The organism is Streptomyces davaonensis JCM 4913 (genome assembly GCF_000349325.1).
GTDB classification, from domain to species: domain Bacteria; phylum Actinomycetota; class Actinomycetes; order Streptomycetales; family Streptomycetaceae; genus Streptomyces; species Streptomyces davaonensis.
This window is the reverse complement of the sequence record NC_020504.1, coordinates 339589-359559: the sequence shown is the minus strand read 5'-3', so window position 1 is coordinate 359559 and position 19971 is coordinate 339589. Positions and strand designations below refer to the sequence as shown.

Genomic DNA, 19971 nt, shown 5'->3' with positions numbered 1-19971 from the left:
AGGTGACCGCTGCAGCGGGCGGAGTCGACTGGCCGGAGGGCGTTCAGGCGTCACGTATGCGCAGCAGCAGGCCGCCGGCCAGCAGCGCCGCGGCGGCCCACCCGGCGGTCACGCCGAGGCCGGCCCAGGGGCTGATGGGCAGGCTATGGAGATCGGTGGTGGCCTGGATGGCGAGCCCGGCGCTCATCGGCGCGATCTTCTCGAGCAGGCGCTGCCAGTCCGGGTCGCTGATGGTCTGGGAGACGATCGGGACGATGTACAGCAGGCCGAGGACGACCCCGATGCTGGTGGCGGAGTCCCGTACGGCGGTCGCGACACCGAGGCTCAGAAGGCCGATCAGGATCAGGTAGAGGACCGTGCCGACGACCGCGCGCAGCGTCGGCCCGTCGGACAGGGACAGGGCCTGGTCGCCGAGGTCGGGCAGGATGAGCCGCCCGGCGAGTACCGCCCCGAGGACGGCGACCGTTCCGGCGACGGCCACGACGCCGGTGAGAGCGATGGCCTTGGCCGCGAAGGCGGTGGCTCGCCGCGGCACCGCCGTCAGGGTGGTGCGGATCATGCCCGTGCTGTACTCCCCGCTGATGATCAGCACCGCCAGGATGCCGACCAGCGCCTGGCCGAGGTAGACGCCCATGAGGGTGAGCTTGGTCGTGTCGCCGCCGCAGCCACTCGCCGTGCAGTGCACCACCGAGGTCGCCACGGTGCTCAGGGCCACCGTCGCCGCGACGGTACCGAGCAGCAGCCATACAGGGTTGGCGACGGTCCGCATCTTCGTCCACTCCGCGTGCAATGCCAGTCTCATGCGTCCCTCCTGTTGAGAAGGACGGCGGCCACGGCCAGGCTTGCCACCGCGTAGCCGGCCAGTACTGCGAACCCGACCCATGGCGCCAGCGGGTAGTAGCCGTAGTAGGGCGTGTAATTGCTTGCCACCTGGCCATATGGCACAAGCGTCTGCTGGACGGCGAAAGCTGCGCCCGGTGTCACCGTGGCCACTCCCTTCGACACGCTTGCGGGCATGAACGGGATGGCGATCAGGATGTAGGGCAGCACGACGGCCACGATGACGGTGGTGACCGCGCCCGCACTGTGCCGGAAGATGGCGCCGATGGAGAGGGCCAGGACCGAGGCGGTCGCGAGCAGCGCCGCGGTCCCGAACGCCACCCGCAGTTCGGTTGAGGACGACACCGGGAAGATGTAGACGCCGTTGCCCCGGGCGAGCCGCTCACCGAGCGGGGCCGCGAGGAACGCCCCCACCAACCCGGCGACGAAGGTGACGGCCCACAACACGATCGCCTTGGCCACCAGCACCCGGCTTCGCCTCGGACTCGCGGCCAGCGTGAGGTGGATCATCTTGCTCCGGTACTCCTCGGTGATGAACAGCGCCCCCACGACGATCACCGCGATCAGCGCGGCGAACGTGCCGGCGAGGATGTCCCGGAGGTGCCCGCCGGTCGGCAGGCTGTCGCGGACAGCGGGCGCTATGTCGCCGGCACCGGTCACCGTGAACCGGGCGTCGGATCCCGCGAACGAACCCGAGGCGTTCTCCGGGTAGCCAGCGAAGCTGGGGGATGTGGCTCCCACCTGACCGCCTGTCCAGTTGCCACCGGCCCAGCCCTCCTGGGTACGAAGATCCCCGAAGGTGGCCGTGGACACACTGCCTGCCGTGCCCCCGCCGCCCACGGCAGGCGGAGAGGCGACGAACAGCCCGACCTGCGCGGTCGATCCGAGCCCGCTCACCTGCGCGGTGCCCACCTTGGTCCATTTCGTGCCGTCGGTGGAGGCGTAGCCGGTGATCGTGTCGCCCGAGCGGTCCAGCCGCAGCCAGCGGGGGGACTCGGCGGAGACCAGACCTGGGGGGCCGGCCGTGTCCTTGACGTAGCCGTCCTGCATCCGCACGCCGTGGCTGCCGGTGGCCATGATCGCCGCGTAGGGTGATCCCTGGCGGGTGCTCTCCTTGATGATGAGCCCGGCCTTCGCCCACGGCACGGTGCCGGGCCGCAGGTCCCCGGGGCCCTTGGGGATGCTGCTCTTGAGCGCGGAGACGGAGACGGTGATGCTGCCGTCTCCGGCGAGCGGCTGGTGCACGAAGTAGAAGCTGTCGGTGACCGGCCCACCGCCCGGTCCGATCGGAACGGGTGGTGAGCCTTTCTGGTTGCCGCTGACCCCGACGAGCAGGGCGAACAACACCATCATCAGTGCCGCCGCCATCATGGCGGTCACCCAGCCCCGGACCGTCCGGAACTTGGTCCACTCCGCGTGCACCACTTGGGCAAAGCCGCTCCGCCCGGCCCGCCGCTCGGAACGGGACGGCGTGAGCGTGGCGGTCACCGCGAGACCTCCGTGGGCGTCGCAGCGCGGAACTCGACCGCCTCACGGGTGAGCTCCAGGTAGACGTCCTCAAGAGTGGCGCGGTGTGCCGATACCTCGGAGAACGGCACTGCGCTCTGGCTGAGCAGCGTCACGATCCGATCCGCAGACAGGCCTGAGACGGTGATGGTGTCCCGGCCGGTGGCCGCCACGCTCGCGCCGGTATGCGCGAGTACCCTCATGGCGTGCGTCCGGGCCGTGGTCCGCAGGGCCACCCGGTTCTGGGAGGCGGCCGCGATCAGGTCGGCCACGCTGGAGTCGGCGATGGCCTTGCCGCGCCCGGCCACGACGAGATGATCGGCTGTGTCCTGCACCTCGCTCATGAGATGGCTGGACACGAGGACGGCGCGGCCGTGAGCGGCCAGTGACCGCAGGAATCCGCGCATCCAGATGATGCCGTCGGGGTCCATGCCGTTGAACGGCTCGTCGAGCATGATGATCGGCGGGTCGCCCAGCAGGGCCGCGGCGATCCCGAGCCGCTGCCGCATGCCGAGCGAGTAGCCGCCGGCCTTGCGCCGGGCTGCCGGGGTCAGCCCGACCTGCTCGATCACCTGGTCCACCCGCCGCGCGGCCAGGCCCTGCGCGTGCGCCAGCCACAGCAGGTGGTTACGCCCGCTGCGGCCGGGGTGCAGCGCCGCCGCGTCCAGCAGCGAACCGACATGGTTCAGCGGATGCCGAAGACAGTGGTAGGGACGGCCCTCGATGAGTGCGGTGCCCTCATCGACCGCGTCCAGGCCGAGGATCACCCGCATCGTGGTGGACTTCCCGGCCCCGTTCGGCCCTACGAAGCCGGTCACCACACCTGGACGGACGGTAAAGGACATGCCGTCGAGGGCCAGGGTCGCCCCATACTGCTTGCGCAGTCCGGCGACGACGATCCCAGCGCTCATCGCAGCGAGCTCACGGTTCGAAATGCACTCATGCCGACGGTTGTACGCGGCACCCGGTTCCAGCCGGGTCGCAGCCGCTGCGACCCGGCTGAGACCTGGGATCTGGCATCGTTGACGCATGCCACCTCGACCCGCGGGCCGGTCCGGCCGCCCCGCCCGCACGACGACCGGCGGTGAGCGGCGGTGAGGGTCCTCGTCGTCGAGGACTTCGAAGTCCTCGCCCGCTCCATCGGCACCGGCCTGCGCCACGAGGGCATGGCCGTCGACGTCGTCCTGGACGGGACCGCCGCCCTAGACCATCTGGCCGTCACCCGCTACGACGTGGTGATCCTCGACCGCGACCTGCCCGGCGTCCACGGGGACGAGATCTGCCGGCAACTCGCCCACGGCCGCTGCGCGACCCGCGTACTGATGCTCACCGCGTCCGACACGATCGAGGACCGCGTCGACGGGCTCAGCCTGGGCGCCGACGACTACCTGCCCAAGCCATTCGCGTTCGCCGAACTGGTCGCTCGCGTCCGTGCCCTGGCCCGCCGCGCCACCCCACCGCTACCGCCCACCCTGGCATGCGGGGACATCGCCCTCGATCCGGCCCGCCGCGTCGCATTCCGGGCCGGCCGGCGCCTTGAGCTGAGCCCCAAGGAGTTCGCCCTGCTCGAATGCCTGCTCGCCGCACCCGGCCTGGTCATCTCCGCTGAGGAGCTGCTCGAACGCGTCTGGGACGCGGCCGCCGACCCCTTCAGCAGCGCCGTCAAGCACACCATGCACCGGTTACGGGCCAAGCTCGGCGACCCGCCCGTGATTGAGACCATCCGCGAAGGCGGCTACCGCATCGGATCGTCATGACCTCCCAGCAGCTCGCCAGAAGGTCCTTGCAGACACGGCTCGCGCTCCCCTACGCGGCGGGCATCTACGCCGCCGGGGTCTTCGTGCTCGTCCTCGTAATTGTCCCACTCGCCAGCGTCGATGCGGCCACACCCAAAGGCCACCCCCCGTCGAGCGTGACCACCGGAACCGGGCGCGGGATCAGCCTGCCCCACCTCCTCGCGGGATCCGCCGTCGCCCTGGTCGTTCTGATTCCCGTCGCCCTGGCACTCGGCTGGTTCGTCGCCGGCCGGTTCCTGCACCCGTTACGCGCCATCACAGCCACCGCCAGAAGCATCTCCGTCGGCAACCTCCACCGGCGCCTCGACCTCGGCGAGCCCACAGACGAGCTGACCGAACTCGGCCACACCCTCGACGACCTGTTCGCCCGCCTTCAAGCCTCCTTCGACGCCCAACGCCACTTCGTCGCCAACGCCTCCCACGAGCTACGCACCCCCCTCGCCGGCCTACGCACCCTCCTCGAAGTCGCCCTCGCCAACCCTGACGCCGACACCGACGCTCTGCGCTCGGCCTGCCAGGAGGCCCTTGCCCTCGGCGAACACCAAGAACGGCTCGTCAAGGCACTCCTTGTCCTCGCCACCAGCGAGCGCGGAATCTCTCGCCGAGACACCCTCGACCTCGCCCAAGTCGTCGAAGGAGTGCTCGCCTCCCGCCGCGACCAAGTAACAGACAGAGGCATCGACCTGGCCGAACACCTTACGCCCGCAGTGACGGCCGGGGATCCAAGGCTGATCGAAAGCCTCGTCGCCAACCTCGTCGACAACGCCATCCGCCACAACCACCCAGACGGGCACGTAGAGATCACCACCCAGACATCCGGCACCCAGGTGACCCTTACGGTCACCAACAGCGGGCCGGTCATCCCCGACAACCAGATCCAGCGACTCTTTCACCCCTTCCAGAAACTGGCGCCCGACCGTCACGGCCGCCGCGAGGGTTACGGTCTCGGCCTCGCCATCGTCAGCGCCGTCACCCAAGCCCACTACGCGGCCCTCACCACCACTGCACCCCCCGAAGGCGGCCTGTCCATCACCGTTCGGTTCACGCACACATCTCATCCGAACCTCAGCCGGTGAGGCGGCGCGGCAAGGGCGTGGGTAGGCGCGTCGGCGCGAGGGGCCCGGCTACCTGGGCAGCTTCGCGGTTCGCTCCGGATAGGCGGTGCTGACATAACGCATGGCGGTCTGTTCGGTGATGCCGAAGAACCTCATGAGTTTGAGCGGGTCGCCGGTGGCGAAGGCCTCGTCGAGGATCCGGTCTTGGCGCAGCCTGTCGAGGGTGGGTCCGTTGGGTAGGACGACCTGGCCGAGGGTGACCCTGTGTACGGCCGGGTGGTCCGGGTCGAGGGCGGTTTTCTGGCTGACCAGCAGATAGGGATTGACGGAGGCGGGCCAGCGTTGGTGGCGGTAAGCCAACCAGTCGGCGGCAAGCCGGTGGGTGAGTTCCTCCAGGTAGAGGGTTTGTCGCAGCAGGCCTCGGCGCAGTTCGAGGGTTCCACGGGCGAGGTTCAGATCGGCGGTTCGCGCGGTGCGGATCTCGGCGGCAGGGACGGCGTGGACGGCGGCCAAGGCGATGGTGAGCCGCGCGAATGGGGTTTCGACACGGTCGAGCAGGCCAGCCAGCAGGTCGGAGGGAACCGGCCGTGGGATGCCCGTCAAATCGCCCACGGCAAGGTGGCGGGCAAGGTCGCGGAAGATCACCCGTTTGCGCTTGAGAGCCCGAAACAGGCTGCGCAGTGCGGTGGCGAGCTGGCGTCGGGCGGTCCCGGCCAGGTCCTCCAGCGTGTCGTGAAGGTGGTCCGAGGTGACTTCCCGAAGGGTCGTCATGCCGGCCGCTGTCCAAGAGGTGAGGGTCGGTTGCAGAGTGGTCAGGTAGCGACGGATGCCCTCCCAACTGCGCGGTTCGTTCTCACGGGGGGCTTGGGCGCGCAGCACGTCCACCCATGTGCGGATTTCGTCGGCGACGGGTTGCGGTAGCGCATGGAGGGCGGTTTCGATCCAAGCCAAGTCGCGGTCCCGGTGGAGTTCGGGGTCGTCGACGAGCTGGCCACGGGCCCGCAGGAACTGGCAGACGGGCTTGGCCGCGAGGTGCGTGTCCAGCTGGGCCAAGTCGTGGATGTCGCGCTCGTGGAAGGCGTTCTCGACGCCGAGCCAGTAGCCCAGGATGGTGAGGGTGCGGATGTTCTTGCGTAAGCCCGACGTCTGCTGGTCGCGGCGAAGCTCGGCGAAGTCCTCCACCAGTGCGCTGGCCGCGGCGGTCAGCGGCAGTTCGCCCAGCGGCCGACTCCGCAGTCGGGCCAACACCGGCGACCAGTTGCGGCGCATAGTGAACAGACTCTCCTGGCCCTGGCAGACCGTCGTCGCGGGCGTCATGTCCGCGGGCAGCGGTAGGGGTTCGTCGTCGGCTTGGAGCGGCAGGTTCGGTGCGCCCACGCCAGCGGGCAGGTCGATCACCAGTTGTGTGGCCGACCTGACAGGAGGCCGTGTCCGGTCGGCATCGCGGTAGGGAGGGCAGGTGCGGCAGTAGCCGGCACGCAGCGGCAGCCCGTCCCGGCGGCAGCGCGTACAGTCCCCAGGCTGTTGTCGCTCCCGCCAGTACCGGCAGGGGTCGCAGAGGAATCCCGCATGCCGCCTTCCGGGCATCCAGGCTTGGCAGTCGCTGCACTGGCGTGGTGCAAACCATGAGTTCGGGACTGGGGTGACGTCGGAGGCCTGAGGTTGGCAGACCCGGGGGAGTTGTCGGGGTTGAGGCGGGGCCAGCAGGCCGGCGCGTAGCAGGACCAGGCAGACCGTGTCACCGTTCGTCGGCAGGTCCCGCAACAGCGTCTCGGGGGCCGTCGCGAAGCCGTCCGCCTCGCGCACGGCCAGAGCGAGGCGGACCATCTTGGCGATCCGGTAGTACCAGGCTCTGGTCAAGCGGCGCTCGGCCGTCACCACCTCCAGCACGGGTTGGACCTGGTCCCAGCCGGAGACCGTCCGGGTGGCGAGAGCGCGGACCGTGGCGTCGGTGAGGGTGCGCGGCAGGGTGAACAGGGGAAGCTGGCCCCACACCTGCGGCTCCAGTACCGCCGCACCGGCTGGCTCTTCGCGCTGCTGGCTCAGCATGCGTCTCCACCTGGCGTTCACCCCACGCCCGCCACTCTCACCGTGCACGATCTTGCGGGCCTGCGTCGCGTAGTGGCGGTAGGTGCCGATCGTGAGCTGAAGGGCGCGCGGCGGTGCCTCGGGGACGGCTGGCGCCCATTCCGCGTCGTCTTCGACCCGGATGGCTTGAAGGCAGGGCTTGCACAGTCCCTCGGTGTTGAGGTGAGCCTCGTGTCGGCATCGCGGGCACACCCCGCGTGCGGGGTAATCGTATTTCCAGTGCTCGCAGCCGTGGCAGATCCGGCGCCCGTACAGCACCGACCAGCTCAGGCACATCTCGCAACTGCGGGCACTTCCCGTCTTCTTCGCCATGCCCATTCCTCAGCTCGGCGGCAGTGAACGCGGCCCGCCGCCGTGGCGGGTACGGGGGACGGGCCTCACCTGCCCCGGCTCCCGCCCCTCGGCGCCGACCGCCGCCTGGCCGGAGTCCTGGGCGGCCTGCGCGCCGGCGACGGGCTCGGCCTGGAGCAGGTCGGCGACCGTGCAGTCGAGCGCCGCGCACATCAGGTCCAGGTCGTCCAGGCGAACCGTGACCGGCTTGCCGCTCCACAGCGCGGCGACCTTGCTTAGCGACGGTTTGAACCCGACCTGCTGGAACGCGGCCAGCACTTCGGTCGGTCGCCATAGGTCCCGTTGGGCGGCGACCATCCGCAGATTCCACTTCACCGCAGGTTCCCCTTGTCCATCACCAGTCGTTGGGCCGCTCGGGCGCTAGCGGCCAGACTCGCGTGCTCCGGTTCGGCGTGCGCGGTCGCTAATGGTGGAGTCGGGTATTGGAACTGCCCGAATGCCTCAGCCGGTGCGGACCCACGCCGTGAAGTCATCGGCGAGTCCAGGCGGGTTGGCGGCCTCAGTCCGGCGAGCGATCCCGTCGTAGTACTCCAGCTCGTGGAGGACCACGGGCGGCGGAACGTCGAGGGTGTGATCGCCGGCGCGATCGGCAGATTCAGCGCCGCTATCGCCTTGGGCTTGCGCTCGGACGGCCACAGGGGCCCCGACGGATGGTCGGCGTCGTCGCCGAACTCCGCCCGAACCTCCTCGATGTACCACCAGAGCAGCTCGCGCCCCTCACGAAGTGCGCGGCACGTTTCGGGCGTGCTCTGCCCGCCCCTTTCAGTGTTGGGCCCGTCGTGAAGCCATTTCGGTTCGGTTTGCGCAGCCGAGCTTGGCGAGGATGCTGCGGACGTGGCTTTCCACTGTGCGTTCAGAAATGACCAAGTCGTCGGCGATCTGGCGGTTCGTGCGGGCCTGGGTGACAAGCTCGGCGATCTGGCGCTCGCGCGGGGTGAGCGGGTCGGTGTTGTCGCGCTGGGCGGCGATTTCGCCGAGGAGGCGCCCGGCGACGGCGGAGGGGCCGGGCAGGTCGAGCCGGTCGGCGATCGACAGTGCCTCCCCGGCGAGGGTGGCCGCCTCTGGGAGGCCACCTTTGTCACGTAGGACGGCGGCCAGGTCCAGGCAGGTCATTGCCACGTACGGCCGCGCGCCGAGGGCCCTGTTGCGGGTCAGCGCCTCGCGCAGCAGCTCCTCGGCCTGGTTCCGGCGGCCGGCGGTCAGGGCGAGCCGGCCGAGGTCACGACTGACCGTGCCCGAGAAGTACGCCGTGGGTATGCCGATCGCGCCTGGGTGGGACCGGAACAGCGCGAGCTGGTCGTACACCAGTCGTGCGGCCCCGGCGTCACCGGCCAGCTCGATCAGGTCGACCAGGTTCAGCAGCATGGCGGGCCACCGCGGGTGCGCCGTCGGGACCGGAAGGAGCGGGCGTAGCTGGTCGTAGGCGTCCAGTGCCTCGTCCAGCCGTCCGGCGAGGAACAGCGCCCGTGCCCGCAAGGACTGGATCCTCGGGTGTCTCGGTGCCCGGTCGAAGCCACGCCACATCTCCTCGGACAGTTCGCCGGCGTCGCCGCGGACCTGGGCCAGCTGCAGCTGCAGTACGGAGCTCAAGGCGGTCGCGGACTGGTGGTCCCCGCTGGCCAGGGCGAGCTCGGTGGCGTCCGCGTTGCAGCCACGGGCCTCGGCGAAGCGTCCTTCCTGCACTGCCCGGGCGGCGCTGACGCGCAGCAGGTGCCAGCGGGTCAGCGGCAGCGGGGAACGGGCCACGACCGCCTCGATGCCGCGGATCGCGTCGTCCACAACGTCCAGCCGGCCGAGCAGGTATCCGGCCTGGACGCGCCACTGGTGGCCGAGCACGGCGGCGAGCGGGTCGCCGAGCTGCTCGGCGCGGGAGACGGCCAGCTCGCCCAGGCGCAGGCGTTCGGTGGTGTCGTCGGGAAGGGTCAGGGTCATCTGCACCGCTCGGGCGGCGTCGAGTTCGGCTCGCAGGTCACCGGCGGCCTCGGCCAGGCAGAGGGCGGCGCGGGCCTGCTCGGTGGCCTCCTCGAACGATTCGAGCTCGGCCGAGGCGGTGGCGAGTTGGGCGAGCAGGCGGGCGCGCATCGCGTCCGGCAGGTCCGAGGTGGCCAACGCCGCCCGGCACAGCCGGGTGATGGCCTGTGAGGCGTGGGGGAACGTGACGCCCTGCAGTACCAGGGCGGCTTCGGCGAGCAGGGCCGGCCGGCCGGTCGAGATCGCCGCCTCGGACGCCTCGTCGCAGTGGCGCAGGCTGGCGTCGTAGCGCCCGGCGAGATACTCGGCGCGGGCCAGTTCGATGAGCGCCGGGGCGCGCTGCGGGTCCGCCGCGTCGAGGACGGCGGCGGCCTCCCCCAGATGCCGGGCGGCATCCGCGTAGGCGTACCGTTCGCGGGCCTGGTCCGCGGCGATCCGGGACCAGCGTGTGGCGGCGGCGCGGTGCCCGGGCTCCGGGCCCGACAGCCGCCAGTGGGCCGCGATACGGGCCGCCTCGGCGGGGTTGTGGGCCCGCTCCAATGCCAGCGCGGCCGCCCGGTGCAGAGCCCGGGCGGCCGCACGGGTGGTCCGGCCGAGCACCTCCTCGCGTACCAGATCGTGGGTGAAGCGGTAGCCGCGCCCGACGCCGGGGGAGTTCGCCGCCGTGAGGACCCCCGCGTGCCAGGCCGCTTCCAGCGCCTGGGCCACGGTGGTCTCGCACGACTCCGGCAGGACTGCGGCAAGCTGAGCGGTGTCCAGGCGTTCGCCGAGTACGGCCGCGGCCCGTACGACGTCGCGCTGCTCGGCTGTGAGCCCAGCCAGCAGGCCACTGACGACGGTGCCGAGGTTGCTCGCGTGCGTGCGCAGCGCGGTCACGAGCAGGGGCAGCCCGCCCGTCCGCCGATAAGACTCCGCCGCGTCCACCTCGCCGACGCAGCGTGCGACCTCCTCCCGGCTGAAAGGCGCAAGACGCAGCGTGGTGGCCCCGTAGCGGCCCAGGTCCGCGAGGGCTCCGGCGGCTTCCTCGGGCACCGGTTCGCGGAAGGTGCCCAGCACGAACAGCCCGCACTCAGCGACCTCGCCGGTCAGCTGCCGCAGCAGGTCGAGGCTTGCGGTGTCGGCCCAGTGCAGGTCCTCCAACAGGACGACCAGGGTGCGTTCGGCGGCCGCAGCGGCCAGCGCCTCACTCATCTGAACCAGCTCCAGGAACCGCACCGCAGCCGCATCGGCCGGTTCCCGTACGCTCCACGGCCGCTGCCCCGCCGCCGCCCCGTCCTCCGACGGCCCGGCGGTCCGCTGTCCGGGGACTGCGGGGGTGGCTCCCGCGAGGCGCAACGCGCGCTGCCAGGGCCACAGCGGCGGCGCCACGGCGTCCCTCGGGCAGTGGCCCCGTACGACGGTGACACACGCGGGACCGGCATGGCGGCGCAGTGCCTCGGCCGCCAGGGTGCTCTTGCCGATGCCCGCTGGTCCCGCGAGCAGCACGACGGATCCGGAGCCCCGCGCCGCGGCCTCGATCCGCTGGGCGAGCACCGCCAACTCGGCCGCCCGTCCGACGAATTCGCTTCCCACCGAGACAGTATCCCGCAGGCGCACGCCATGGGGGCCGGTGTCGGATACGTACCGCGGTTCAGTGGCAGCACTGATGCCCAGAGCGCTCTGCGGGAGCCACCGTGGTCGGCATGCACCCCACGGAACGGAACCCAAAGGAGATCATCATGGCAAGTAACACCGTGCGGCGGATGGCTCGCGCCGCGGCCGTCTTCGGCGCCGCTCTGACCAGCGCCTTCTGGGGGTTCACGGGCCCCGCGCACGCAGTGCCCGTCCCGGACGCCGCGTACTTCCAGGTCAGGCCGCTGCACAGCGACAAGTGCCTCGACGTCGCGCACATCAGCTTCGAGCACGGCGCGGACGTGCTCCAGGCCGACTGCTGGAACGGCTGGAACCAGCAGTGGCGGCTGGAGCAGCTTCCCGGCACCTGGTACTTCCAGATCAAGCCGCGGCACAGCGGCAAGTGCCTCGACGTCGCGTACATGAGCAAGGACCACGGCGCGAACGTGATCCAGGGCGACTGCTGGGGCGGCTGGAACCAGGCCTGGGGCTTCTTCGAGGACCATTACGGAATCCCGCAGCAGGTGACCAGGCCCGAGGTCGGCAAGTACTACCAGATCCGTGCCCGCCACAGCGGCAAGTGCCTCGACGTCGCGTACGCCAGCAGGGCCCACGGCGCGGACGTGATCCAGGGCGACTGCTGGAACGGCGCCAACCAGCTCTGGCGCTTCGTCCCGGCACCGTAGTAGCAGGTGCCGGGGCCGGTCGGGGCGCTCCACTTCGACGACGGACCGGACTCCGTCGCCGTCCAGCGGTACACCTCGCCCGGCACGTCCGAGCCGACCCGGGGCAACCCGTACCTCGCCCGGCCGCAGAGCGCCCTACTGGCAGGGCAGGGGAGAAGGCGCTCGTCCTCGGCAGACAGAGGGGGACGCGGGGCCCGCAGGCCGAACGGCGCGCGGGCCCTGGCTCGTTGCCATGGTGTCCGCCGGCCGCCGCGATCCGGCTTCGTCGCACATCCACCACACGGTCGCGCTCGGGTACGGAATGGCGAAGAGGACGAAAGGGCTCTGCACGGTTCTTGCTGTCGAGGCAGGGGCGCAAATCCAATTCGGGGTTGACCGTCTCCGCCACTGAACGAACCCACCAGGACCTGCCGCAGCTTTGGCAGCGCAAATGAGGCTCGCCCTTGCTCGATTGACAACGCTATGGGGGCGCCCGCAGGGGCGATTCGGCGCGCCGCGAGGGGGCGGAGAAGTTGTGTTGCCCCGTCAAAGAGCGCGTTTTTCGGGAAGTTGACATGCGACGGTGTGATCCGGGCACTGCAGTGCGGGCAACGTCCAGTGGCCATGAACTGGGCCATCTGCGTGGAGAGTTCGTGCACCCTTCATACCTCCGCAATCCCGCTGGCTGCCAAACGTACGGAGGCGGAGACCCTGATCGTCACCCCTACTACCCAGCCACTGTGCAGTTCGCAGAGATCGACAAGAGGACGCAGGCCGGCCGTCAGGCGGTGGACGACACCGGGGCCGAGGCATCGGCTCTCATGCTGACCACCCGGCGACCAGTGTTGTCAGTTCTCGGCTCTGTCACAGATCTTGGGGAGCGGTCGCGGAGGGTGACTCTGCGGTGAGCGAGTGATGCCGTGTGCCGTTGCTGTTCGTGGTTGGGCGGCGGAACTCGTGTCGCAGGATGGGGTCTTGGAAGCGGCGAGTGCGTACCGGTCGGGAGAGAGGCCGCGCGAGGTGCTCAAGATGGTCGCCAGCCGGGATGCCGTGCTGTTTCGGCCGTGGTGAAGGTTCAGTCTGTGGCGTACGGATCGCCGTCGTTTTCGTCCTGGATGCAGGACAGGACTTCGAGAGACAGGTCCACTGAGATTGTCTCGTCCTGAAGTCGCTGGTCGCGGGTCTGGTGTGGCCGGTGGCCGCGGACTCGTTCTGGTCGGCGGCGTGATCGGCACCGGGTGATCGTCTGCCACCGGGGGTTCGCCGGAACTCGCCGCTGTTCGCGCGTGCTGCAAAAGCGCCCGAGCCGGTCCTACGCGGCAAGTGGCCTGTTGCGGGAGCTGGATCCTGTTCGGGGGCGATGAGTTTCGGGGTGGTCCCAGGTCTGTATGTCAGACCGCTTCATCGCATTCGATTCGGGAGGTATCGTGCGGCTTCTTCTCACATCTGCCGGCATCAAGAACGCGAGCATCCACGACGCGCTGGTCGACCTGCTGGGCAAACCGGTTGGCGAGGCCAACGCCCTGTGCATTCCCACCGCGGCGTATGCCATGCCCGGCGGTGTCGGTTCGGCATGGCGGTTCATCAGTGGACGATCCGTCATCTCCCTGTGCGAGGTGGGCTGGAAGTCGCTGGGGGTGCTGGAGCTGACCGCGCTGCCCAGCCTGGGCGAGGAGTTGTGGCTCCCCTCGGTCCGAGAGGCCGACGTCCTGCTGGCAGGCGGCGGCGATGCCCTGTATCTGTGTCACTGGATGCGGCAGTCCGGGCTGGCCGAACTGCTGCCGTCGCTGCGCGAGACGGTCTATGTGGGAGCGAGCGCCGGGAGCATGGTCATGGCCCCCAGCATTGGGAAGGACTTCAGCGAGTCCTACGCCTGGAAGCCGCCCACCGGTGACGACGGTGCGCTGGGCATGGTCGACTTCTCGATCTTCCCGCACCTGGACCACGAGAATCTCCCGGACAACGCCATGGCCAACGCGCAGAAGTGGGCCGCCGGTATCCCGCGACCGGGGTACGCGATCGACGACGAGACCGCCATCAAGGTGACCGACGGCAGCGTCGAAGTCGTCTCCGAGGGGCACTGGAAGCTGTTCGCCCCTTGAGCTGGGGGTGGTGTGCTCGCGCTGGTTGCGGGCGTGATCACTATTTGGGCTTGGTCAGGTTCGTAGTGGTGTGGGTATGTTGCGGTGGCAGGTGGGGCAGGCGCCGGTCCAGGTGGCGAGGAGTGTCTGTAGCTCGTGGACGACTTGGTAGAGGCTCAGACCTGCGGTGCCGGCCGCCGCAGGTGTGGCCCTCGAAGTGGGCCAGTCCCAGGGCCTGTTTCTGCTCGCGGTAGTCGTGCTCGATGCGCCAGCGGAGCTTGGCCAGCCGGACCAGGGTGGCCGGGGCATCCCAGGGGGCAGGTTCGACAGCCATAACTGCACCGGCTCGCTCTCACCGGCCGGCCACTGGGCCAGCAACCATCGCTCGAGCAACTCCGGATCGTCAACGGCCCTGCGGACACCGCGTCCGGCCGGGCGGACTCTGAGGACGACGAAACGCGAGTACATACGCTTGAAGCCACTTCGGCCTGTGCCCGGGCGGGATCCCTCCCGCCAGGACACTGACCGCGCGGCCGCCCGGCCGACCGCGATGACCAGGTCCTTCAGGGCCTGCCCTGGCTCGGCTCAGGGCTTGGTCGCGATGTAGTAGACGTTGAACGGGTCGCCCTCCACGGTCTTGATGTCGATGCTCTCGAACCCGGCGTCCCGGAGCATCCGCTCGGCCGTCCCCTGGCCCCAGGCCGTGCCCAGGCCCGCGCCGCCGGTGCTGAGCGAGGTCGTCATGCATTGAAGCTCTCCCCTTCCTTCGCAAGCTCAGGAAGGGGATTCCCGTCTACCTTGCGGTGACAGGCTTGACGGTTTTGCCCGCCCTGCGACCGCGCCTTCCGGCGGCCGGGACCTCCACGATGACGTGGCCGATCCGGTACAGGTGCAAGATGTTCCGAGCCGCGTTCCAGTCGGCGTTCGCCGTCCAGCCGCAGTAGCCTCTCGTTCATGCCCGCCGCCTCCGCGATCTCGGCGCTGGTCGACGGCGGGAGGGTGGCCAGCGTGTCGAACAGGCCGCACTGGTGACCGGCGCTGGTCAACAGGGCGAGTGCGCTCTTGTTCAGGACATCGAGGACTTCACTCGCGAACGCCTCCTGCTTGGCGGTGTCCAGGGGAGGCTGCGGTGCTGCGGGAGTGGGCATGGCCGTTCCTTCCGCCAAGTGTGGATGCGTGCACCGAGAGTGGCACCTTTTGTTACGATATGCCTGGAACGCGGAATCGGTCCTGGCGGCACGATCGATGCCGGTCGGGTCGCATGGCTGAGAGCGGCGGCGATGACTTCGGCGATCTTCCGCGGCGCCTCCCTTTCGCCGGACACCTCAGAAGGATGGGCGAAGCCCACCGCGACAGCGGCGCCGTAGGCGTCCGTTGAGACAGGAGAGCCGCCCCCGCCGTCCATGGTTGCGGCCGTTGCCGCAGCCGCGGGGCGAGAATCACGTCGACTGGTGGGTGCTTGCGCTGACGTTGGCGAGCGAGTCATTCGGGGGCTCCGGAGGTGATCGCAAGAGCCACAGAAGCCTCGCACAGGGATGCCGTTCGGCAGGTTGTCGGCGGGCTCAATGCACGCATGGTGCACCGAACCTTCCCGTCCTGCAGTAGCTCGGTCACAGTGAGTGCATGGCGGACGGATCGACCTTCTACAGTCTCATCAGTGGGATCAGCGGTGCGCTGATCGGCGGCTTAGCCGGGGTGTATGGGCCCGGCCAGATCGACAGGAGGCGGCGCCGACACGAGATCGAAATGGATCGTGCGCAGACGCTCCGCGAAGACGAGCGCCGATCGGGCGAGATGAAAGAGGAGAGGCTCCAGACACTTGCGGACACATCAGTGTCTGTCCAGGACTGGTTCCGCCTCGTGGCTTGGACGATTCAGGATCTTCAGGTGGGCAGGGCAGTTGAGGTAGCCATGTACGACGAGAAGGCGGAACCCGCGCTTCAAGCCGTTGTCAGAGCTGTCTCTTTGGTGAACTTCTCTCCGCGACTCCGCAACACACGCGATGCCAACGGGACAGCGGACAGGGGCCGGCCCGTGACTGTCGAGATGCACGAGCTCACTCGAGAGCTGAGGGCGCGCATCCTGGCCCCGGACGCCGTCTTCGACAACGCCGATCTCAGTAGCCGCGCCAAGGCCATTCGCGATTCGTTGGTCGACTTCCTTGCCTATGAACGCCAAGTATTCATTGGCAATGCCACCCAGATGAACTACGCCCCCATCATTTGGACCAGATCGGTCACTCCCCCAGACGGACACACGCCCTCCAACGCGCGGGGTGCCCCAGACGACGGCCAACCAGGGTCGGGCGAATAGCGAGAGTACTGCTGACCCGCGAGCGCCGGGAGCTGATGAGGGATCGGGTCGTCCCGCTGCACGAAGCTCTCCACCGGCCGCTCACGCATGGCGGGCCGTGACACGGTCCGTATCGGCACACGGTTGCCGATGAAATCCCGAACAGCGGTGCCGGCTGCCGCATCGTGAGGTTCGTCCGGTAGTACACAGCTACCAGCAGCACCCGGTCCGACAAGGGCAGAGCCCACGGACGACCGCCGTCAGGCCCATTGCCACCGCGCTCCCGCACCACCCGCAACAAGCCCTCGAACTGCCGCATCCGCAGCCCCGTGAAGGTCCCCACCCAGACCTGCTCAGCCCTCAACACCCCACGCATACAAGAGAATGCCCAGCTCGCAGCCTTCTGCAACAGCCTTCAGTCCGGAGTGGCCCCCGTGGCAGCCTCGCGTTGCGCCAGGAGCGTCAGGGCCCATGCCAGCAGGTTGCGCCGGTCTCGGTCGTCGGGTCGTTCTGTCACGAGCTGCCGGAGCACCTCGATGCCCGACCGGGTCGCCGTGACCGCCTCCGCCGCCGGCAGGTACCCCGCCACCAGCACCACCCGGCGGGCCAGGTCCGATACTGACAGTGAACCTGGGTTCGTGGTCAGGGCCTGCGTGATCTCGATGGCTTCGCGGGCGCCGGCTGCTGCGGATTCGGTGTCGCCGGCTTGGTTCTGGCGTACGACGAGGCGGTCCGAGAGGGCCCATGCCAGCAGGTTGCGCAGTTCCTTGTCGTCGGGGTGTGGGGCCAGGAGGCCGCGGAAGACTTCCACACCCTTCCGTGTCGAGGTGACTGCTTCCGCGATTGGCAGGTAGCCCGCTACCTCGACGACGCGGCGGGCCAGGTCCGGTACTGACAGTGAACCTGGGTCCGTGGTCAGGGCCAGCGTGATCTCGATGGCTTCGCGGGCTGCCGCGGCCGCTGCGTCGTTGTTGCCTGCCTGGCTCTGGCGCACCGCCAAGCGGTCGGACAGCCCCCACGCCACCATGTTGCGCGCCTCTCGGTCGTCGGGTTGGTCCGCCAGGAGTCCGCGGTACAGGGCCACGCCTGTCTGCGTCGCGGTGATGCTCTCTGCTCCTGGCCAGGCGCCCACCACCTCGATGAGGTGGTGGGCGGTGGCCCGTGCCTCGTTCTTGACCGACGCCGGGTCGAGCTGCTGTGGGTCCGTGATCAAGTCCGCAGTGATGCGGGCGGACTCCAGGCCGGCTGCCGTGGCCTCTTCCCGACGGGCCGCGCCGGCGAGGCGTGCGGACATCACACGCAGTCCGGTCGCCATCTCCGCCTGCGGGCGTGCGTCGCCCGGAAGTTGCGTGCCCGGTGCGGCGGGTACGGAGCGGATCAGTGTGTCCCAGACGGATCGGCCGTACGTCGACAGGTACAGGACGCGGTCACCGTTCTCGTCGGCTCCGATGGCCAGGCCGGTGCAGTGAGCACGCTGCGGCAGACCGGCGGTGGCGAGCTTCCAGGTGTCGCCCGCGTCGCGGCTGACGAAGACCTTGGAGTCGGTCGCGGCAAAGACCTCGGTGACGTCGCCTGCCCGGTTGACTTCGACCGCGAAGAGCTGCTCGACGGGGAGATTGCGTACGGGCTGCCACTTGAGGCCGTCCAGGCGCAGCAGATCACTGCCTCGGATCGCGTAGGCGTCCTGGCCGCTGCCGTATTGGATGAGTTGGGATATGTGCCCGCCGAAGGCGGGCGAGGCGACGGGTGTGACCGGAAGGTCAATGCTCGTGCCGTTCTTGCTGTCGACGGCGAAAATGCGGGCGTCGGAGGTGCCCGCGTAGACGGTGTGACCGTCGAATGAGGCGACGGCGGTGATGTATTGGGAGGCCGCGTCGAGTTGGCTGACGGTTCCCAAGTACTCCCAAGCCCACAGCGGCCGTGAAGGGTCCAGGCCCGCGAAGAGACCGTAGACATCCGCGTGGATGGCGGCGACGGCCAGCATCAGGCGCCTGTACGTCGGTCCGGGTGCCCCACCGACCGGCCCCGGCAGGGACCACGTGCTGGTCCGGTGGAAAGATGGCGAGTGAACCGCCGACATGGGGGTGTGCCGGAAGCCGCCGGGCGGCGGGTCCCCCGGTCGCAGGTCGCGCACGCCGTCCTCGGCTCTGCCCGCGGCACCCGGCGCGGCGGTGTAGCGCAGCACGGTGCGCGGCGGGCCGAAGGAGCCCCAGCCCTGGGCGGACCAGATACAGAGCTGGGGGGCCGGGGCGACGTTGGTCGTCAGCAGCAGATCGCCCGTGGACAGGAAGACGGCGCGGTGACCATCGCTTTCGGCCGCGTGGTGCCAGGGCTCGTATCTGCCCGCTCGTTTCCACACCACCCCGTTGTCCTGCAATCCGCCCGCAATCACGCCGTCGGGGCGGGCCGCGAACGATGACCCGCTGCCCTCCTGGTTGCTGCGTGGCGGGTTGCTGCCGAACTGCAAGGTGGGCAGGCGGGAGTTGAACAGACTGGTGTACGTGCCGCCGAGGTCGTCGGTCGTGACGACTCCGCCGTCGCTGGCCACGAGGTACCGACGGCCGTCCGCCTGCTCGGTGTCGAAGCGCATCGCGTGGACGTCGGAGTGCAGATGCGCGTTGCTCCCCGGGTCGTCGTTGGCGCGCAGGGTCCAGGTTTGCCCGCCGTCCTCGGTGAGATAGATGCCTGCCTTGCGCCAGCCCAGGAGGGCCACATCGGCATTGACGGGCGAGGCGGCGAGCGCGTTGTTCCAGCCACCTTGGTTGCCCGCGGATTGCAGCAGATCCCTTCCGGGGTCGCCGGTGAGGGTGTTGGCGCAGGCGTTCCACGTGCGGCCGCCGTCGTTGGAGCGAAGAACTGCCAGGAGCCACTCGTCCCGGCCGGCGGTGCGTGAGGTGGCCGCGTACATGCGGTTCCGGTCGGCGGGGGAGGACGTCAGGATCGTGGTGCGCATGTCCGTGGGGACGATTCCGTTGACCGTGGCCGTCGCGGCGAGCTGCAGTCCGCCTGCCGCGGTGAAGGCGAGCACGGAGATCGCGCCGCCCCTGGCGGCGGCGCAGATGGTCTGGTTGGGGCCCAGGGCGAGCCCCTGGAAGTCGCCTGGCAGTCCCACGGGCGTCCAGGCCCACGGCCCGAGCGGGGTCGCGGGCCAGGGGCTCCAGAAGACGTCCTGGTTGGCCGCGACCACCACGATGTCGGCGCCCGGCATGTATTCGGCGGCATGGATCCTGGCGACGCCCGGCGGCATGGTGATGGGCAGCCAGGCCAGGCGGGCGAAGAGGTGGCCCCAGTGGGTGGCGTACGCGCCGTCTCCGAGCGCCAGGATCTCGTCCGGACGTGGGCCTTGGACCAGACAGTTCACGTTCGGCTGGGACCAGAGGTTGCTGACACAGACCGCGCCTCCGGTGGAGAGCACCAGCCACACGCCGCCGGTGTGCGCGGCCACCAGTGCGGCGCCGCCGTTCAGCGGCAGCACGTCGTGCGCATGACCGGCGTGGAAGGCCTCGTCGCGGCGGGCGATTCCGGTGAGGGCGGACAGGCGCCAACGGAACGACGTATCGAGTTTCCACTTCCCGAACGTCAGGGCGTCCTCGAACCCTTTGCGCTGCAGCAGATCGTGGGCGAGAGCGAGTCTTCGTTCCGGGCCGGGCGGAAAGGGCGGAGCAGGTGCAGCGTCGGGCTTGTCAGCGTCTTCGGCACGCACACCCATGAGAGA

The 19971-nt window shown here is 69.6% G+C and carries 13 protein-coding genes and 5 pseudogenes; 5 read left to right on the top strand and 13 right to left on the bottom strand.

Going from position 1 to position 19971, the window contains the following annotated elements:
- Window positions 1–43 precede the first annotated feature (43 nt).
- Genes BN159_RS01565 through BN159_RS01555 form a run of 3 tightly spaced genes read right to left on the bottom strand, consistent with a single transcriptional unit; the run spans window position 44 to window position 3257 of the window.
- Window positions 44–802, bottom strand: coding sequence for an ABC transporter permease subunit (locus BN159_RS01565; RefSeq protein ID WP_015655118.1), 759 nt, complete (start codon window positions 800–802; stop codon window positions 44–46).
- Entirely contained in the window at window positions 799–2328 is a 1530-nt protein-coding gene (locus BN159_RS01560; RefSeq protein WP_015655117.1) for an ABC transporter permease subunit, read from the bottom strand. Before BN159_RS01560 ends, BN159_RS01565 begins: the two co-directional genes overlap by 4 nt.
- Window positions 2325–3257 carry an ABC transporter ATP-binding protein gene (locus tag BN159_RS01555; RefSeq protein WP_015655116.1) on the bottom strand — a complete coding sequence of 311 codons (933 nt, stop codon included), beginning with the start codon at window positions 3255–3257 and terminating at the stop codon, window positions 2325–2327. Before BN159_RS01555 ends, BN159_RS01560 begins: the two co-directional genes overlap by 4 nt.
- Window positions 3258–3440: 183 nt before the next feature.
- Here BN159_RS01555 and BN159_RS01550 point away from each other — a divergent pair, with 183 nt between their 5' ends.
- Both BN159_RS01550 and BN159_RS01545 read left to right on the top strand, forming a co-directional pair.
- The gene (locus BN159_RS01550; protein ID WP_015655115.1) at window positions 3441–4103 is read left to right on the top strand and encodes a response regulator transcription factor; all 663 of its coding nucleotides are present in this window, start codon (window positions 3441–3443) and stop codon (window positions 4101–4103) included.
- Complete coding sequence (locus BN159_RS01545) at window positions 4100–5218, top strand: sensor histidine kinase (protein WP_015655114.1); 1119 nt, start codon at window positions 4100–4102, stop codon at window positions 5216–5218. The genes BN159_RS01550 and BN159_RS01545 overlap by 4 nt, the downstream gene beginning before the upstream one ends.
- A 48-nt stretch (window positions 5219–5266) precedes the next feature.
- Here the strand turns inward: BN159_RS01545 and BN159_RS01540 are convergent, their stop codons facing one another.
- From BN159_RS01540 to BN159_RS01530, 4 genes and pseudogenes are all read right to left on the bottom strand, one after another.
- Window positions 5267–7597: a hypothetical protein gene (locus tag BN159_RS01540; RefSeq protein ID WP_015655113.1), complete on the bottom strand. Its 2331-nt coding sequence runs from the start codon at window positions 7595–7597 to the stop codon at window positions 5267–5269.
- Window positions 7598–7606: 9 nt separating this feature from the next.
- Entirely contained in the window at window positions 7607–7951 is a 345-nt protein-coding gene (locus BN159_RS01535; protein ID WP_231905556.1) for a helix-turn-helix domain-containing protein, read from the bottom strand.
- Window positions 7952–8183: 232 nt separating this feature from the next.
- Window positions 8184–8358: pseudogene (locus BN159_RS47660) on the bottom strand (site-specific integrase); the annotation flags it as partial.
- 40 nt (window positions 8359–8398) lie between these two features.
- Complete coding sequence (locus BN159_RS01530) at window positions 8399–11179, bottom strand: ATP-binding protein (protein WP_015655111.1); 2781 nt, start codon at window positions 11177–11179, stop codon at window positions 8399–8401.
- 146 nt (window positions 11180–11325) lie between these two features.
- On the opposite strand from BN159_RS01530, the gene BN159_RS01525 reads away from it, so the two are divergent.
- A complete protein-coding gene (locus tag BN159_RS01525) occupies window positions 11326–11904 on the top strand; it encodes an RICIN domain-containing protein (protein ID WP_157901054.1) in 579 nt (192 codons plus the stop codon).
- Window positions 11905–13310: 1406 nt separating this feature from the next.
- Window positions 13311–13985, top strand: coding sequence for a Type 1 glutamine amidotransferase-like domain-containing protein (locus BN159_RS01520; RefSeq protein WP_015655108.1), 675 nt, complete (start codon window positions 13311–13313; stop codon window positions 13983–13985).
- 54 nt (window positions 13986–14039) lie between these two features.
- Here the strand turns inward: BN159_RS01520 and BN159_RS47845 are convergent.
- The 4 genes and pseudogenes from BN159_RS47845 to BN159_RS47525 form a co-directional block, all read right to left on the bottom strand.
- Window positions 14040–14543, bottom strand: a pseudogene (locus tag BN159_RS47845) (hypothetical protein); the annotation flags it as partial.
- A gap of 6 nt (window positions 14544–14549) precedes the next feature.
- Window positions 14550–14708, bottom strand: coding sequence for a hypothetical protein (locus BN159_RS45135; RefSeq protein WP_015655107.1), 159 nt, complete (start codon window positions 14706–14708; stop codon window positions 14550–14552).
- A gap of 49 nt (window positions 14709–14757) precedes the next feature.
- A pseudogene (locus BN159_RS46800) lies at window positions 14758–14904 on the bottom strand (RNA-guided endonuclease TnpB family protein); the annotation flags it as partial.
- Between the two features lie 55 nt (window positions 14905–14959).
- Window positions 14960–15112 (bottom strand): annotated as a pseudogene (locus BN159_RS47525) (hypothetical protein); the annotation flags it as partial.
- A 475-nt stretch (window positions 15113–15587) separates the two neighbouring features.
- Here BN159_RS47525 and BN159_RS45590 point away from each other — a divergent pair.
- A complete protein-coding gene (locus tag BN159_RS45590; protein WP_041818709.1) occupies window positions 15588–16277 on the top strand; it encodes a hypothetical protein in 690 nt (229 codons plus the stop codon).
- 91 nt (window positions 16278–16368) lie between these two features.
- Here BN159_RS45590 and BN159_RS43465 read toward each other — a convergent pair.
- Together BN159_RS43465 and BN159_RS01510 are read right to left on the bottom strand one after the other, a co-directional pair.
- Window positions 16369–16632 (bottom strand): annotated as a pseudogene (locus BN159_RS43465) (helix-turn-helix domain-containing protein); the annotation flags it as partial.
- A gap of 39 nt (window positions 16633–16671) precedes the next feature.
- On the bottom strand, window positions 16672–19959 hold the full coding sequence (locus BN159_RS01510) for a beta propeller repeat protein (protein WP_157901053.1): 3288 nt from the start codon (window positions 19957–19959) through the stop codon (window positions 16672–16674).
- Between the last annotated feature and the right edge of the window lie 12 nt (window positions 19960–19971).